Source organism: Marinobacter sp. Hex_13 (genome assembly GCF_001566815.1).
GTDB classification, from domain to species: domain Bacteria; phylum Pseudomonadota; class Gammaproteobacteria; order Pseudomonadales; family Oleiphilaceae; genus Marinobacter; species Marinobacter salarius.
The window spans coordinates 1-16,127 of sequence record NZ_LSMM01000018.1 but is presented as its reverse complement, the minus strand read 5'-3'; the positions used below and the strand labels follow the sequence as shown (position 1 = coordinate 16,127).

16 protein-coding genes are annotated in these 16,127 nt (G+C 58.0%); 7 read left to right on the top strand and 9 right to left on the bottom strand.

Going from position 1 to position 16,127, the window contains the following annotated elements:
• Positions 1 to 16: 16 nt before the first annotated feature.
• From AXW11_RS04215 to AXW11_RS04200, 4 genes are all read right to left on the bottom strand, one after another.
• A complete protein-coding gene (locus AXW11_RS04215) occupies positions 17 to 2,065 on the bottom strand; it encodes a TonB-dependent receptor family protein (RefSeq protein ID WP_091642923.1) in 2,049 nt (682 codons plus the stop codon).
• A 43-nt stretch (positions 2,066 to 2,108) separates the two neighbouring features.
• Positions 2,109 to 2,834 carry an LrgB family protein gene (locus AXW11_RS04210; RefSeq protein ID WP_036208912.1) on the bottom strand — a complete coding sequence of 242 codons (726 nt, stop codon included), beginning with the start codon at positions 2,832 to 2,834 and terminating at the stop codon, positions 2,109 to 2,111.
• On the bottom strand, positions 2,827 to 3,207 hold the full coding sequence (locus AXW11_RS04205) for a CidA/LrgA family protein (RefSeq protein WP_041334045.1): 381 nt from the start codon (positions 3,205 to 3,207) through the stop codon (positions 2,827 to 2,829). Before AXW11_RS04205 ends, AXW11_RS04210 begins: the two co-directional genes overlap by 8 nt.
• Before the next feature lie 64 nt (positions 3,208 to 3,271).
• Positions 3,272 to 4,183: a bile acid:sodium symporter family protein gene (locus AXW11_RS04200; RefSeq protein WP_036208907.1), complete on the bottom strand. Its 912-nt coding sequence runs from the start codon at positions 4,181 to 4,183 to the stop codon at positions 3,272 to 3,274.
• 267 nt (positions 4,184 to 4,450) lie between these two features.
• Here AXW11_RS04200 and AXW11_RS04195 point away from each other — a divergent pair, with 267 nt between their 5' ends.
• From AXW11_RS04195 to AXW11_RS04185, 3 genes are read left to right on the top strand one after another with little or no spacing between them, the layout of a single operon-like run.
• Positions 4,451 to 5,902 carry a WS/DGAT/MGAT family O-acyltransferase gene (locus AXW11_RS04195; RefSeq protein WP_091642920.1) on the top strand — a complete coding sequence of 484 codons (1,452 nt, stop codon included), beginning with the start codon at positions 4,451 to 4,453 and terminating at the stop codon, positions 5,900 to 5,902.
• Between the two features lie 29 nt (positions 5,903 to 5,931).
• Complete coding sequence (locus AXW11_RS04190; protein ID WP_007153342.1) at positions 5,932 to 6,702, top strand: class II aldolase/adducin family protein; 771 nt, start codon at positions 5,932 to 5,934, stop codon at positions 6,700 to 6,702.
• Positions 6,703 to 6,715: 13 nt separating this feature from the next.
• Entirely contained in the window at positions 6,716 to 7,309 is a 594-nt protein-coding gene (locus AXW11_RS04185) for an HD domain-containing protein (protein WP_007153343.1), read from the top strand.
• 19 nt (positions 7,310 to 7,328) lie between these two features.
• Here the strand turns inward: AXW11_RS04185 and AXW11_RS04180 are convergent, their stop codons facing one another.
• Positions 7,329 to 7,955: a TetR family transcriptional regulator gene (locus AXW11_RS04180; protein WP_036208900.1), complete on the bottom strand. Its 627-nt coding sequence runs from the start codon at positions 7,953 to 7,955 to the stop codon at positions 7,329 to 7,331.
• Between the two features lie 182 nt (positions 7,956 to 8,137).
• Between AXW11_RS04180 and AXW11_RS04175 the strand changes: the two genes are divergently transcribed.
• Both AXW11_RS04175 and AXW11_RS04170 read left to right on the top strand, forming a co-directional pair.
• Complete coding sequence (locus tag AXW11_RS04175; RefSeq protein WP_091642917.1) at positions 8,138 to 9,241, top strand: ferredoxin reductase; 1,104 nt, start codon at positions 8,138 to 8,140, stop codon at positions 9,239 to 9,241.
• A 68-nt stretch (positions 9,242 to 9,309) separates the two neighbouring features.
• A complete protein-coding gene (locus tag AXW11_RS04170) occupies positions 9,310 to 10,404 on the top strand; it encodes a fatty acid desaturase family protein (RefSeq protein WP_091642915.1) in 1,095 nt (364 codons plus the stop codon).
• On the opposite strand, the gene AXW11_RS04165 is transcribed toward AXW11_RS04170, so the two are convergent.
• Positions 10,401 to 10,838, bottom strand: coding sequence for an RrF2 family transcriptional regulator (locus AXW11_RS04165; RefSeq protein ID WP_085679235.1), 438 nt, complete (start codon positions 10,836 to 10,838; stop codon positions 10,401 to 10,403). The genes AXW11_RS04170 and AXW11_RS04165 overlap by 4 nt on opposite strands.
• Before the next feature lie 185 nt (positions 10,839 to 11,023).
• Between AXW11_RS04165 and moaA the strand changes: the two genes are divergently transcribed.
• Positions 11,024 to 12,016 (top strand): GTP 3',8-cyclase MoaA, encoded by a 993-nt coding sequence (gene moaA / locus AXW11_RS04160; RefSeq protein WP_036208888.1) that lies wholly within the window; start codon positions 11,024 to 11,026, stop codon positions 12,014 to 12,016.
• A 100-nt stretch (positions 12,017 to 12,116) separates the two neighbouring features.
• On the top strand, positions 12,117 to 13,649 hold the full coding sequence (locus AXW11_RS04155; protein ID WP_091642912.1) for a cryptochrome/photolyase family protein: 1,533 nt from the start codon (positions 12,117 to 12,119) through the stop codon (positions 13,647 to 13,649).
• Positions 13,650 to 13,671: 22 nt separating this feature from the next.
• On the opposite strand, the gene AXW11_RS04150 is transcribed toward AXW11_RS04155, so the two are convergent.
• The 3 genes from AXW11_RS04150 to AXW11_RS04140 all read right to left on the bottom strand — a co-directional run.
• Complete coding sequence (locus AXW11_RS04150; protein ID WP_091642910.1) at positions 13,672 to 14,787, bottom strand: ABC transporter ATP-binding protein; 1,116 nt, start codon at positions 14,785 to 14,787, stop codon at positions 13,672 to 13,674.
• A gap of 6 nt (positions 14,788 to 14,793) precedes the next feature.
• Positions 14,794 to 15,663 (bottom strand): carbohydrate ABC transporter permease, encoded by an 870-nt coding sequence (locus AXW11_RS04145; protein WP_036208880.1) that lies wholly within the window; start codon positions 15,661 to 15,663, stop codon positions 14,794 to 14,796.
• Positions 15,656 to 16,127: carbohydrate ABC transporter permease (locus AXW11_RS04140; protein WP_286791909.1), on the bottom strand; the 472-nt coding region annotated here is incomplete at its 5' end. The genes AXW11_RS04140 and AXW11_RS04145, both read right to left, overlap by 8 nt.

The window sequence follows — 16,127 nt, the reverse complement described above, 5'->3', positions numbered from 1 at the left end:
ATGTCGCTATTAATTGTCAGAATGCCCACTCCAGCCCGGCATAGAAAGTTCTGCCGGGCGCGGGTTCATAGTAGCCGCGATCTTCTATAGGCCTGTCTGCATTGGCATTGATGCGGATATTGCTGAAGTAATCCTCATCCAGAAGGTTGCGGATACCGCCGTAGACGCTGAATTTCTGACTGCCCACGCGAACGCTGTCACCGGCCCGAATCCCCAGCAGCCAGTAGTCACTGACCCTGGTCTGGTTGCTGTTCTCGGCGTACAGGTCACCCACGTACTGCCACTCCAGGGCAGCAAACCGTTGCCCGTCACCGCGCCACTCAACCTCCGTAACCCATTGCTCCTGCGGTAACCCCGGCAGGCGATTGCCATCGGCGTCATTGCCCTGTTCGTCGGTAAAGTCCTTCAGCGTGTAGTCCGCCAGGGTCACGGCACTGGTTACCCGCCAGGTGTAGGAGATATCCCACTTCAGGCCGAGCTCCACCCCATTCCGTTCTGTGCGCCCGGCGTTTTCGTAGAAGGTACGGTTATTGATCTCATAGGGCAGGATTTCGTCGTCCACCCGGATGGAGAACAGTGCCAGGTCATAACGAATCCCCTGCCCCAGGCTGCCGCGTATACCGACTTCCCGGTTAAGCGCCTGCTGGGGCTCAATGTCTGGATTGAAGCCACCGCTGCCGTCGGGATTGGCAAACTCCGTGAAGGTGGGTGCTTCAAAGGCCGTGCCCACCGTGGCGTAGAACTGCTGGCGTGGCGCCAACCGATAGCTGACTCCTGCAAAACCACTGAATTCCCGATAGGTGCGGCTGCCGGAATCGTCTCCGTCACTGATCCTGTGGTCATCCACCGACAGCCGCAGGCGATCAAACCGGGTGCCCAGAGACACGTTCAGGCGCTCCGTCAATGCCAGGTCACCCTGGGCAAACACCGCGGCGGTAGTGCCGTTCTGGGTTTCGTCCTGGGTTTGTCCGGTGACATCACCGTTAAACGACACCGAATAGCGCCGGCGTTCATCAACCTGGCGATGAAGGTCAACGCCCACCACCCAGGTCAGCGGAAGGCCCGCTACCTCGCTGCCCTGCTGGTAATCCGTACTGACGCCGTAGAACTGGCGGTCGTAGGCAATTCGGCTGGGGCCGGGAAACGGCAGTTGCTGGGCAAAATCACGGTGCGTAAAAAAGGTACTAACGGCCAGGTCCCCAGTACCCATCTCGGCGGTTTCATACAGCAACCCAAGCGTCTGCTGGTCAACGTCCTGGCCGGCGTCAAGCCGTTCGGCATTGGCCGTCGCCTGGCGGCGATCCTGTTCCACCTGGCTCGCTGTCAGGCCGGCGGGGTCTTCTGCTTTTGGCGTGTGCAAGGCATTGAAGGTGGCCGTTAAACGCTGCCCGGCTCCCCAACCATGAGACACCCGCCCATTGAAAAGGCCTTTCTCAACCTGGCTCTGATCGCGGTAACCGTTGTAGTTAAGCCAGGACGCAGTTGCGATGCCACTCGTCGCCCCCTCACTTCCGTTGGCCTGGAACGTGGTTTTGTAATAGTCGTTGCTTCCCACATCCTGACGCAGGCGCGCGCCCGGCGGCATTTCGTCTCCACGGGCCGTGGTAATGTCGATCACCCCACCGGAGGCGTTACCGTACTGAACCGACGACGGCCCGCGAATCACTTCAATGCGCTGTGCAGAGTCCAGGTCCACCGCATCAATCTGAGACTGCCCATCGGGCAACGTGTAGGGGATGCCATCCACCTGTATACGAATGCCGCGAATGCCGAATGGCGCCCGGGCACCAAAACCACGGGTGGACAGCCGCAGATTCTGGGCGAAGTTGTAGCGGTTCTGGAAGAACAGGCCAGGGACAGTATCCAGGGACTCGTCCAGTTGAAGCCTCTGCTGGCCCTCCTGGATGTCCGGGGCATTGGTCACGGACACCGCAGCGGGGGTCTCGTAGAGGTCTCTCTCAAGGCGGGGCGACGTCACCTTGATGACATTGTCTTGCGACTCCACGCTTTGCTGCGCATTGGCGGTAGCCCATGTTCCAGCGGATATCAGCGCTGAAAAGACCACAACCAATCTCCTGTGAACGAACACTTTACCTCCTGCTGCCGGTCTAAATTCCGAGTAAATCCACCAACCAGGGCACAATCAATGCCGTCGCAAACGCCGACAGCGCCATCGCCAGCCCCGAAAAAGCGCCCATCTGGGAACTGACCTGAAATGCCCGTGCTGTGCCAATGCCATGGGCCGCCACACCCATGGCGATGCCTTTCACACTGTCGTCGGTGATACGCATCCATTCAAACAGTTTGGTACCGAGCACCGCACCGACAATACCAGTGGCCACCACCAGAACGGCGGTCAGGGACGGAATGCCGCCGATGGTTTCGGAGATCCCCATGGCAACCGGCGCCGTGGCGGATTTGGGCGCCAGGGACACCTGAATCTCAGTGGAGCCGCCAAGAAGCCAGGCAAGCCCAATGGAGCTGCCCGCTGCAATCACAACACCACACACCAGGGAAATGGATACCGGCAACCAGAGTTGGCGCAGCCGGGAAAACTGCTGGTAAAGGGGAACCGCCAGCGCCACCGTGGCAGGCCCCAACAGGAAGTGAACGAACTGCCCGCCTTCGAAGTACTCCTCGTAGGAGGTACCAGTGAGCATCAACAGGGCAATCAGCATCGCCACTGAGGTAACCACCGGATTGGCCAGGGGGCTGGAGTTGGACTTGAGATAGAGCCGATAGGCAAGGCCATAGGCCACCAGCGTAATGGTCAGGCCAAGCAACGGCGACGTTGAAAGATAAACCCAGATATCACGAATGACCGGCTCATTCATCCCGCTGCCCTCCCGCATTTTCGGGTCGGGCAAACCATCGCGAGGTTACCTGCATAATGCCGGCGGTGGCGACCATGGTGATAATAGTGGAGAGAAACAGGGCCAGCGTGATCGGCAGCCACTCATCCGCAATCCGGCCAAAATGACTCATCATGCCAACACCCGCCGGCACGAACAGTAGCGAAAGATGGCTGAGCAATGCGCTGGAAGCGTTCTCAAGTGGCTCTGGCGTGGCGCCCCGAATCATCAGCGTCAGGAACAACATCACCATACCCAGCACGGGCCCTGGAATCGGCAGTGAGAGAAGACGAACAGTGACTTCCCCTACCAACTGATACACCAGCAGCAGGGTTATTCCGTTGAGAAAGTTCATGGTGGCGGCTCCCGACAGAAAAAACGGCCCAAGTCAGGAGCATAGCCACTAAGCAGCGCCGTGCCTACCCGGCCTTGGTCTCTGTGCGCGGCGGGGTGGTGGTCGTGATGGTAGTCGCTGGAATCACTTTCCGGCCATAGGCCGCCAGCAGGAAACCGATCGGGAACATCAGCACGCCGTATACCGCTGCGGGAATCGACATGGTGCTGGACTCCAGCAGCGTCAGCGTTACCAACAGGGCAATGGTGCTGTTTTTAATGCCCAACTCCACAGCAACGGCAATGGATTCGCGCTGGGTCAGACCAACGGCGCGGCCCGCCAGGAGCCCCAGGAATATACCGGCAATGTTCAGCAGGAGGGTTGCCGGGCCGGCCTGTCGCAGCAGGTCCCAGATCTGGTCGCGTACGCCCCAGATCAGACCGACAACCAGCAACGCCAGAACCACACCCCCGAACACGCTGACTGCGCTTTCAGCACGGCGTGAGAGCTCTGGTGCCCGGGTGCGGAAGATCATCCCGATCGCCACAGGGAACAGGACAATACCCACCAGCATGCCTACCGTTCTTCCCACCGGCAGTGTGATGGACTCCTCGGTGCCAGCATAGAGTTGAAGCGCATAGTTGGTGAATAACGGCAGAGTCACGATGGTTATAAGACTGGCGGTGACCGTCAACACGATCGACAGGGCAATGTTCCCCCGGGACAGCAACACGAACAGGTTGGAGGTAGTGCCTCCCGGACAGGCCGCAATGATCACCAGCCCCACGGCAATGGCCGATGACAGGTCGAGCATGGAGGCAATGGCAAAGGCCACCATGGGCATGAGCAGTATCTGGGCAACGGTACCCACCACCATACCTTTTGGAAAAACCGCCACTTGGCGGAAGTCCCTGACCGTCAGGGTCATACCTATACCGATCATGATGATAAACAGGGCAATCGGCAGCCCCGCAGAGATCAGTGGACTCGATTCCACAAAGCCTCCAAGGATTTTTGTTGTGATTAGATTAGCCAGCTAGTGAAAATAGCATAAGCTGCCGAAAAAGAGTGAATATGGATTCGCAACAACATGTAATTGCGCAAAGGGTAGGAATGGGATTGCGCGCAAAAACCTGAACCTTTCAACCTGCTTGTTCGTGTGATTGTCCCGGTTGTTGCGTATACTTTCGAACAACAACTATACGAATCCAAACGCATCAGATTCAGTGCAGTTTGGCAGCTTCATAAAGCAAGAGGACGATCAATGAAACGCCTGGGCACACTGGACGCTTCCTGGTTGGCGGTGGAATCGGAAGACACCCCGATGCACGTCGGCAACCTGCAGATTTTTTCACTACCGGAAGATGCTCCGGAGACGTTTCTAAGAGACATGCTCGCCCGCATGAAAGCAGATGCCGATGTAGCGCCGCCCTGGTGCTACAAGCTCGCCTTTTCGGGGTTCCTGGGCCGCCTGGTCGCCCCGTCCTGGAAGGTCGACAAGAAGCTGGATCTCGACTACCACGTTCGACACTCGGCGTTGCCGCGCCCCGGCAGTGAACGGGAACTTGGCATCCTGGTATCCAGGCTGCATTCCAACCCGCTGGATTTTTCCCGCCCGCTGTGGGAATGCCACATTATCGAGGGCCTGGAGAACAACCGTTTTGCCCTCTACACCAAGATGCATCATTCCATGATTGATGGCATAAGCGGTGTTCGGCTGATGCAGCGGGTGCTCAGCAAGGACCCCGGTGAGATTAATATGCTGCCGCCATGGTCGGTACGCCCGGAGCGGACACGGGGCAGCAAGACAGATTCCGAAGCCAGCATTTCAGCCGCCCTGTCCCAGGCCATGGAAGCCCTGAGGATTCAGGCCGACATGGCGCCGAGGCTCTGGAATGCGATGAACCGCCTGATCCAGTCCGCACGGCACCCGGAAGAGGGGCTGACCGCGCCCTTTGCCGGCCCGGTTTCCGCCCTCAATCACCGGGTCACCGGTCAGCGGCGGTTTGCCACCCAGCACTACCAGCTCGAACGGATCAAACAGGTCGCCCAGGCGTCCAACGGCTCCCTGAACGACATTGTGCTCTACCTCTGTGGCACTGCCCTGCGCCGCTTTCTTGTTGAACAGGATGGTTTGCCGGATACGCCACTCACCGCCGGAATTCCGGTGAATATCCGCCCCTCCGATGACCAGGGCACGGGCACCCAGATCAGCTTCATGATTGCCTCACTGGCGACCGACGAAGCCGACCCCCTCGAGCGACTGAAGAGCATCAAACACTCTACCCGCAGGGCCAAACAGCACCTTCAGAAACTGCCGCGTAAAGCCCTGACCCAATACACCATGCTGCTGATGTCGCCCTACATCCTGCAGTTGATGTCAGGCCTGGGCGGGCGAATGCGCCCGGTGTTCAACGTGACCATCTCCAACGTGCCAGGGCCAGGGGAAACCCTTTACTATGAAGGAGCACGACTGGAGGCGATGTACCCGGTTTCGCTTATTGCCCACGGCGGTGCGCTCAACATTACTTGCCTGAGCTACGCCGGCTCGCTCAACTTCGGTTTCACGGGCTGCCGCGATACGTTGCCCAGTATGCAGAAGCTGGCGGTCTACACCGGTGAGGCTTTGGATGAACTGGAAATGCTGGTTCTCCCGCCTGATACCGCCACTCAAAAATCCGTCCGCAGAAAGGTCGCCGCCTCCAATAAAAAGTAGCGCAACACCTGAGAACGGGAGCCAATGCCATGTCCGAACAACTTTCAATTCCGTCAAAAAGAGATCAGGTCAGCAAGGAAGAATGGCAGCTCCGAGTCGACCTCGCCGCGGCCTATCGTCTGGTCGCCCTATACGGCTGGGACGATCTGGTATTCACCCATATCTCCGCACGGATACCCGGTGACGAGCACCACTTTCTTATTAATCCATACGGTATGATGTTCGAGGAAATTACAGCCTCCAGCCTGGTGCGAGTGGATCAGGACGCCAACAAGATCAACCCCGACGACTTCGATATCAATCCCGCGGGTTTTACCATCCATAGCGCCATCCACCAGGTCAGGGACGATGCCGCCTGCGTCATGCATTTGCACACCACCGACGGTATTGCTGTATCCGCCCAACAGGAGGGCCTGCTGCCGCTATCCCAGCAGAGCCTGTTTGCACTGGCGAGCCTGTCGTATCACGACTATGAAGGTGTGGCGCTAAGGGAAGACGAGAAGGCCCGCCTGCAAAAGGATCTCGGTAATACCAATTTCATGATTCTTCGCAACCACGGCCTGCTGACCACCGGCTCCAGTATTCCCGATGCCTTCCTGGCCATGTACATACTGCAAACGTCCTGTCAGATTCAGATCAGGGCACTGTCGGGCGATCGCCCACTGACGCCAATTCCTGCCGGCATTGTGGATACCATCCGGCAACAGGCGGATCAGGTGACCAAAGGCCTGGGCGGCAAGCTGGCCTGGCCGGGCCTGCTACGCAAGCTCGACCGCATTGATGCCAGTTTCCGGGAATAAGGGGGAGAACAGTATGAACCAACCGACAAAGAACCAGGCCACGTTTACTCATATGAAAGACGGCAAGGCCGAAGACTGGCAGGTCATCGCGTCGTCTTTCGGGGAATTCGCCAAAGGCCTGCCAGATCGAATTCTATCGCACCTCAAAATGCTGGAGGGCGACTTTGGTGGTTTTCCGGTTGACCGGCTGACGCACTGCCTGCAAACGGCTACCCTGGCACACCGGGACGGGAAGGACGACGAGTATGTGGTTTGCGCCCTGCTACACGACATCGGTGACACCCTGGGCACCTACAACCATGCGGATGTCGCCGCAGTGCTACTGGAACCGTTCGTCAGCGACGCTAATCACTGGATGGTAAAACACCACGCCATCTTTCAGGGCTACTTTTTCTTTCACTATCTCGGTATGAACCGGGATATGAGAGACCAGTACCGGGACCATCCACACTTCGAACGCACCATCGAGTTTGTTCACAAGTATGACTCACCCGCGTTCGACCCTGATGCGGAAACGTTACCGCTTTCCTACTTCGAGCCCATGGTGCAACGGGTGTTCGCTCAGCCTGTGCGATCCCTCTACAAGGATGCCGAAAGCGTCATGTGACCCGGAACACAACGTGGGCTCAGGACTGACTCTTCCAGTTGGCTGCGCCCACAAATATCAGCTGTAGAAAGCGTGCGGTTCGCTGCCGCACCTGTTCTTCCTGATAGTCGTCGTCGGGAGAGATCCCCAGGATGTCCGTCAGGCTGAAGGCCACACTGCGCACCACCAGGTCGCAGGTCATATCCAGGTCGGCATCGCTCAGGTGATCCGCCACTTTCAGACGCCGAAGATCATTGGCCAGTTCGCTGGCAAAATAACGCATTTCGCTGCGGATGCCTTCCTGTACCGCCCGGCTCTCCCCCGCCAGCCCCTGGGCCATAAACATGAAAAAGCTGCGATTATTGCGAGCATGGGAGATAAAAATACCGACTGATTCGTCGATCAGTTTGTCCGCCTGCAATACGTTCGCCCGCGCCTCGCGCATCATCCGTCGAAGCACCAGCCCCAATTCGTCCACCAACTGCAGCCCAAGGTCATCCATGTTGCGGAAGTGCCGGTAAAAAGACGTCGGCACCACGCCTGCCTGTCGGGTGACTTCGCGGATGCCCAGGCTGGCAAAATGCCGCCCCTTTCCCACCAGGGCCAATGCCGCGTTCATCAGTTTCTCGCGGGTTTCACCCGGCTTACGTCGTTGTTTTTCTGCCATCGCCTGGAACTAGCTCATCGGTTGATCACAAGCCAACAAGTGTACACAGGCCCACACTAAAAATAACCCGAACTTGTCATTATAGGACAATGTTGATGGCTTGATTGCCGCCCAACACCTCAATGTGTACAGTCGTACACATTAGTGAACACTTGTACACATCAGTACAAAGGAGAGCAATCATGATATCTGTACTGGAAAAGTCACCGACCCTGCACTGGCTGGGCAGGCAGCTTTTTAACCGGGACGACCCGGCTGCCTTTTTTGATCCCCTGCTGGAGCGCATCAACCCCATGTGGGTACGGCAATACACGCCGGCCAGAGTGAAGGCCATCTACAACGAAACCGCCGACACCAAAACCTTTGTCCTGGCGCCGGCCGGGCGCTGGAAAGGCTTTGCCGCCGGCCAGCACGTCAATATTGGCATCGATGTTGACGGCGTGCGTCGCAACCGAACCTTCAGCCTGTCCAGTTCGCCCATTCAATGGCGCGCAGACGGCACCGTCACTCTGACCATCAAACGGCTTCCCGGTGGCCTGGTGACCAACTGGATGCACGACCACCTGGAGCCAGGCGCGGTCATCGGGCTGGGCGAGGCGTTCGGCGACTTCCAGATTCCCGATCCGCAGGAGCCAGCCCTATACATCGCCGGTGGCAGCGGCATCACCCCGGTGCTGAGCCAGCTGGAAACCATGGCGGCATCAGACTATCGGGCGCCGGTGACCCTGCTGTATTTCGTGCGCACCCAGGCCGATGTGATTGCTGCGGAAAAGCTGCACGCGCTGGCCAGTCGCTGGCCGGCCTTCACCCTGAAGGTGTTTGCCACCAGCGACACCCACCCGCCCCAGTTCCTCAGCGAGCAACATCTGGATGAGGTTCCCGGCATTGCAGCACGGCGGTGCTATCTCTGCGGGCCGAAAGGGCTCATGGATCTGGCCAACGATCTCCTGTATCGGCGGGGGATTGGCGAAGACCGCATTCACAGCACCTTCTTCTCCGCACCGTCCGCAAATCTCGACACCGAGTCCCTCGGAGGAGCGGTGCATTTCCAACGCAGCAACCTGGATGTCTCGTCCGAAGGCGATGCGGTGCTACTGGACATTGCCGAGGCCGCGAAACTGTCGCCACGCTACGGCTGCCGCATGGGCATCTGTCACCAGTGCAGTTGCCGCAAGACCAGCGGCACTGTGATCAACCGCCTGACCGGCAAAGCATCCGGCCCGGGCGAGGAAACCATTCAGCTTTGTGTGTCTGTTCCGAGCGGGCCGGTGACTGTTGAACTCTGACCGGCCGCACCACAACGCCTGAACCCATTATTGGCAGACATGGTTCGACCATTCTGCAAGGAGTCACCATGAAAACGATGAACGAAACACAACTGAAAGAGCTTGAAAACGACCTGGACACCATTCGTGACCAGGTGATTTCCGATCTTGGCGAACGGGATGCACGTTACATCCGCAGGATCGTTCGGCTCCACCGGTCCCTGGAAATCGGTGGCCGGGTGCTGATGCCCTTCGGGTTTATCCCGCCCGTGTTCCTCGCCGCCACCACGGCGCTGGGTATCTCCAAGATTATCGAAAACATGGAGATCGGCCACAACGTCATGCACGGCCAGTACGACTGGATGAACGACCCATCGCTGCACTCGCAGACCTATGAATGGGATACGGTGTGCACTGGCGATTCCTGGCGCCGCACCCATAACTACGAGCACCACACCTACACCAATATCATCGGCAAGGATCGGGACTACGGCTATGCCCTGCTCCGCCTGAGCGACGACGACAAATGGAAGCCGGCTCATACCCTGCAGTTCATCAACTATATTCTGCTGAGTGTGTTCTTCCAGTGGGGCGTTGGGTTGCATGAGCTGGAGTCTGAACGGATCCGCCGCCGGGAAATCTCGGTACGGGAAAAGATTCCGTTCCTGAAGGACTTCTTCCGCAAGGGCGGCCGTCAGGCCTTCAAGGACTATGTGTTCTTCCCGCTGGTCACCTTTCCGGTGGCTCCGGTGGTACTGGCGGGCAACATTGGCGCCAACCTGATCCGTAACCTGTGGTCGTCCACGGTCATTTTCTGTGGCCACTTTACCCAGGATGCGGAGACGTTTACCGAGGAGGAATGCGAAGGTGAGAGCAAGGGCCACTGGTATCTGCGCCAACTGACAGGCTCCAGCAACTTTACCGGCGGTAAGTGGGTGCACCTGCTGAGCGGCCATCTGAGCTACCAGATTGAACACCATGTGTTCCCGGACCTGCCAGCCCACCGCTACCCCGAACTCTCGGAGAAGGTTCAAGCGGTGTGCGAAAAGCACGGCATTCCATACAACACCGGCACCTTCGCCAAACAGTATTCAACCGTGCTGAAACGCATTTTCGGCTATTCACTGCCGGACCGGATGCGCAACCGGCTGCTACCGGAATTCAGCAACCGGGCCTTGAGTTAAGCGATCTGCAAAAGTCGTAGTAACTGAGGGCGATGCTGGTCGTTAATAATATCGGCCAGCGTGTATCGGTCCAGCACTTCCAGGAATGCCGCCAAGGCCTCGCCGAACATTGATTTCAACCCACAGACCGGCGTGATGCGGCAGGCATTCCTGGAGGAAAAGCACTCCACAACACTGAGATCCTGTTCGGTTTCCCTGACCAGGATGCCAACGTTAATGTCCTCCGGCGCCATGTGCAGGCGCATCCCTCCTTTCTTGCCACGGACGGTTTCGATGTAGCCCTTCTTGTTAAGTTGATGAACGACTTTCATCAGGTGATTCTTGGAGATCTCATAGCTGTCGGCGATCTGCTGAATGGTCGCCAGCTCATCACCCTGCACCGCCAGGTAAACCAGAACACGCAGGGAGTAATCGGTGTAACGGGTGATATGCATTCATCAACTCCAATAAGTCATCGATATCAGGTTCACACCGAAAGTGGCCAAACCGATACTTGTATACGCAGAATTCATGAAACCGGTTCTTACGCCCGAATGGTTCTTTTGTCGATATTGGGTTGGGTTATTCGCCACACATTGGTTATGCTTGTTGTATACAAAGCCAGACGGGGAATTTACCCATGCCCAACGCCACGCTGACAGACCGTTTTGGTCGCACCGTCAACTATGTGCGTCTGTCCGTCACAGACCGCTGCGATTTCCGGTGCGTGTACTGCATGGCCGAGGAGATGACCTTCCTGCCACGGCAGCAGGTGCTGACACTTGAAGAGATTGCCCAGGTGGCAAAGACCTTCGTATCCCTGGGCACCGAAAAGATTCGGTTGACCGGGGGAGAGCCGCTTGTCAGACGGGGCATTCTGGAACTGGTCAAGGAAATCGGCACATTTGGCCTACGGGACTTCGCCATGACCACCAATGGCAGCCAGTTGCCCACCATGGCAGAGCCACTGCGCAAGGCCGGGCTCAAACGATTGAATATCAGCCTGGATTCCCTGGATGCCGAGAAATTCAGCCGCATCACCCGCACCGGCCGGCTTGCCCAGGTTCTTGATGGTATAGACGCTGCAAAAGAGGCGGGGTTTGAGGGCATCAAACTCAATACCGTTGTCATGAAAGGTGGCAACGACCAGGAAGTACCAGAGCTGGTTGAGTTTGCCCGCAAAAAGAAAGTGGACATTACCTTCATTGAGGAAATGCCACTGGGTGAAATTTCCGATCATGATCGTGGTCAGGTGCTGTGCACCAGCGACGAAGTGCGCGATATCATCAGCCAGCGCCATGAGCTGGTTCCCACACCGGAAGATTCCGGCGGCCCCGCCCGCTACTACCGCATGCCGGACAGCGACATTCGGGTCGGTTTCATCTCGCCCCATTCCCACAATTTCTGCTCTACCTGCAACCGCGTTCGGGTCACGGTGGAAGGCCGTCTGCTGCTATGCCTGGGCAACGAGCATTCCGTTGATCTGCGCCGCGTGCTGCGCGGCCACCCGGAAACCGATGACAAACTCCGTGAAACCATCATCAACGCCATGGACCTGAAACCGGAGCGCCATCACTTTTCCAGCGAGGGTGACGTTCAGATTCTTCGGTTTATGAATATGACCGGCGGCTAGCTTCCAGCTGAACCAGCCTTGCGCCGCTGGCGTATCCTTCGTACCACATCGTGGCGATCATGGGTGATTGCTGCCCCAGGTACGGAGGTCGTTTCCCGCTATGTCCAATCTGATTCTGATACTCGGCGACCAGCTGACCACCGCCATCAGCGCACTCGACAACGCTGACAGAAAACGAGACAGAATCGTGATGGCAGAGGTCCACGACGAGGCCAGCTACACCAATCACCACAAGAAGAAACTGGTTCTGCTGTTCAGCGCCATGCGCCATTTCGCACAGCGGCTGGAGGATGACGGCTGGCAGGTTCACTACCAGACGTACCACCCCGATAACGAAACCCGAAATCTCGAGTCTGTCATCGCCAATCAGCTCAAAGAAACCGGCGCTGACAGGGTGATCACGACAGAGTGCGGCGAGTGGCGATTGCACGAGCAAGTTAGCCATTGGCATGAGCGCCTGGGCGTGCCGGTCGAGATCCGGCCGGATACGCGTTTTATCGCCAGCAAGCAGGCGTTTTCGGACTGGGCAGAGGGGCGCAAACAGCTGCGAATGGAGTTCTTCTACCGGGAAATGCGACGAAAAACCGGTTTGTTGATGACTCCAGATGGCAAGCCTGAGGGCGGCGAATGGAATTTCGACGCCGACAACCGCCGCAAATGGACGGGAAAACCGGCGGCTCCGGCTCCCTTTCGCGTTGAGCCCGACAAGGTGACCCGGGAGGTGATTGAGGCGGTAGAGCAACACTTTACCGAACACTTCGGCACCACGGAGGGTTTTCACTTTGCCGTCACCCACGAGGACGCAGAGCAGGCATTGGAGTACTTCATCGATTTTGCCCTGCCCTGTTTCGGCGACTTTCAGGATGCCATGTCAGACAATGAAGACTGGCTGTTCCACTCCATCCTGTCGCCCTACATCAATTGCGGCTTGCTGGATCCACTGGCCGTCTGCGAGGCCGCCGCACAGGCCTGGTATTCGGGGCGTGCGCCGATTAACGCAGTGGAGGGTTTTATCCGCCAGATCTTGGGCTGGCGTGAGTTTGTGCGGGGTATCTACTGGTTGCATATGCCGGGGTACGCACAGGAAAACCGGCTCGGTAATACCCGTTCCCTACCCTGGTTCTACTGGACCGGAGACACCAGGATGCGCTGCATGCACAAGGCCATTGATGCCACCCGTCGCAACGCCTATGCACACCATATCCAGCGACTGATGGTGACCGGTAATTTTGCGCTGCTGGCCGGCGTCAAGCCGGAGGAGATCTGTGACTGGTACCTGGCCGTGTATGCCGATGCCTACGACTGGGTGGAGCTACCCAACGTGCTGGGCATGGTGATGCACGCAGACGGTGGCTATCTGGGATCGAAACCCTATGCCGCCAGCGGCAAATACATCCAGCGCATGTCGGACCACTGCAGCAACTGCCACTACAAGGTCAACAAGGCCACGGAAGACGACGCCTGCCCGTTCAATGCGCTCTATTGGCATTTCATCAATCGCCATCGGGCAGACTTTGCCAGCAATCCGCGCATGGGCATGATGTACCGCAACTGGGACAAGCAGAAACCAGAAAGGCGGGAGGCGCTGCTCCAGCGTGCCGACAACTTGCTGGCACACCTGGAGCAACTCTGAACACGGAGAGGGGCTGGCGCGACTATGGGCGGATGCGCTTCTCGCTGTCCGGGTCGAAAAACACGACCTTTCTCATGTCGAACATCAGCTCCGCTTCTTCACCCCAGTTCACCGGGTGTTCCGCATCCAGCCGGCACTGCACATCAACATTGTTGAGGCGAATCACGGCGAGGATGTCCGGCCCGGTGGGTTCGGTCACCTCCACCGTAAACCGGCTCTCGGCCACCATCTGGCTATCTCTTTTCTGTTCATCTGGCTGGCTTATGTGCTCCGGCCGGATACCGAGTACCACCTGTTTGCCGGCCCACCCCTTCAGGTAATCCGGCACTGGCAGGGCAAGTTTCCGGCCATCGCTACCCTCAACGTTGACCACCAAGCCTGCGCCAGCCTGCTCTACCGTCACATTGATAAAACTCATGGACGGCGAGCCCATAAAGCCCGCGACAAACAGATTCTCCGGCGTGTCATACACTTCCTTCGGCGTGCCCAGTTGCTGCAGTTCGCCGTCTTTGAGCACCGCGATCCGATCCGCCAGCGTCATGGCTTCGATCTGGTCGTGGGTCACGTACACAATGGTGGTTTTCAGGCGCTGGTGCAACTTCTTGATTTCGGTGCGCATTTCCACCCGCAGCTTGGCATCCAGGTTGGACAACGGCTCGTCGAACAGATAGATCTTCGGCCTGCGAGCCAGGGCGCGCCCCATGGCGACCCGCTGTTGCTGACCCCCTGAAAGCCGGGCTGGCTTTTTGTCCAGCAACGCGGAAATCTGCAACAGGTCGGCCACCCGCTCCACTTCCTGCTGGATCTCGTCTTTCGGCATACCGCGGATTTTCAGACCGAACGCAATGTTCTCGCGCACCGACATGGTGGGGTACAGCGCGTAGGACTGGAACACCATGGCGATGTCCCGGTCCTTCGGCTCCATGGTGGATATGTCCTTGCCTTCCACCACAATCGACCCACCGGTAATGGACTCCAGGCCGGCAATGCTGTTCATCAGGGTTGACTTGCCGCAGCCGGAAGGTCCAACGAGAGTCAGAAACTCACCGGATGCGATGTCAATATTAATGCCTTTGAGCGTCTCATCGAGAGCCCCCGGGTATGTCTTGCGGATGTCCCGCAGTTCAAGTTGTGACATGTTGTTTTACCCTTTAACCGAGCCGGCCGTCAGGCCGCGTATAAAGTACTTGCCGGCCACGATGTACACCACCAGCGTTGGCAGGGCGGCTATCATGGCGGCGGCCATATCCACGTTGTATTCCTTCACCCCGGTACTGGTGTTCACCAGGTTATTCAGGGCGACCGTTATCGGCTGGCTGTCGCCGCTGGCGAAGACCACGCCGAACAGGAAGTCGTTCCAGATCTGGGTGAACTGCCAGATCAGTGACACCATGAAGATGGGTGTGGACATGGGCAGAAGGATGCGGAAGAAGATGGTGAAAAAGCCGGCGCCGTCGAGCCGGGCCGCCTTCACCAAAGCGTCGGGAATGGCCACGTAATAGTTGCGGAAAAACAGCGTGGTAAAGGCCACCCCGTAGATCACGTGGACCAGTACCAATCCAGCGGTGGTGTTGGCCATGCCCAGCTTGCCAAGGGTGGCCGCCATGGGCAGCAGCACCACCTGGAAGGGCACAAAGCAGCCGAACAGCAACATCCCGAACAACAGATCCGAGCCCTTGAATTTCCACTTCGACAGCACGTAGCCGTTAAAGGCACCCAACAGGGTGGAAATCATCACCGCTGGCACCGTCATCTTGAACGAGTTCCAGAAATACCCTTTCACGCCCTCACACTGCACACCGGTGCAGGCCTCGGACCAGGCCTTGGTCCAACCGATGGTTGTCCAGTCGGTGGGCAGTGCCAACAGGTTGCCAGAGCGGATATCCATGGGCGTCTTGAAACTGGTGATCAACATCACGATCAGCGGAATCAGGTACACCAGGCAGGCCAGAAGCAGCACGCCATAGATGGCAATGCGGCTGGGGCGAAAGCCGGTACGAACCATATCAGTCATGGCGTTTCTCCCTCAGTTCGGAATACAGGTAAGGCACCAGCAATGCCAGAATCGCACCCAGCATCAGCATGGCGCTGGCAGAGCCCAGCCCCATCTGGCCACGGGTAAAGGTATGGGCGTACATGAACACCGCCGGCAGGTCGGTGGAATAGCCCGGGCCACCCGCCGTCATCGCCATCACCAGGTCAAAACTCTTGATAGCAATGTGGGCCAGCACCATCACGGAGCTGAAGAACACCGGCCGCAAGGACGGCAGGATGATTTTCCAGTAGATCACCGGCAGGCTGGCACCATCCACTCGGGCAGCACGGATAATGGAAGAGTCGACGCCCCGCAGCCCGGCCAGAAACAGCGCCATCACAAAGCCGGAGGCCTGCCAGACCGCCGCCATCACAATGGTGTAGATGGCGAAGTCGGAATTCACCAGCCAGTCGAAGCTGAAGGACGTCCAGCCCCAGTCGTGC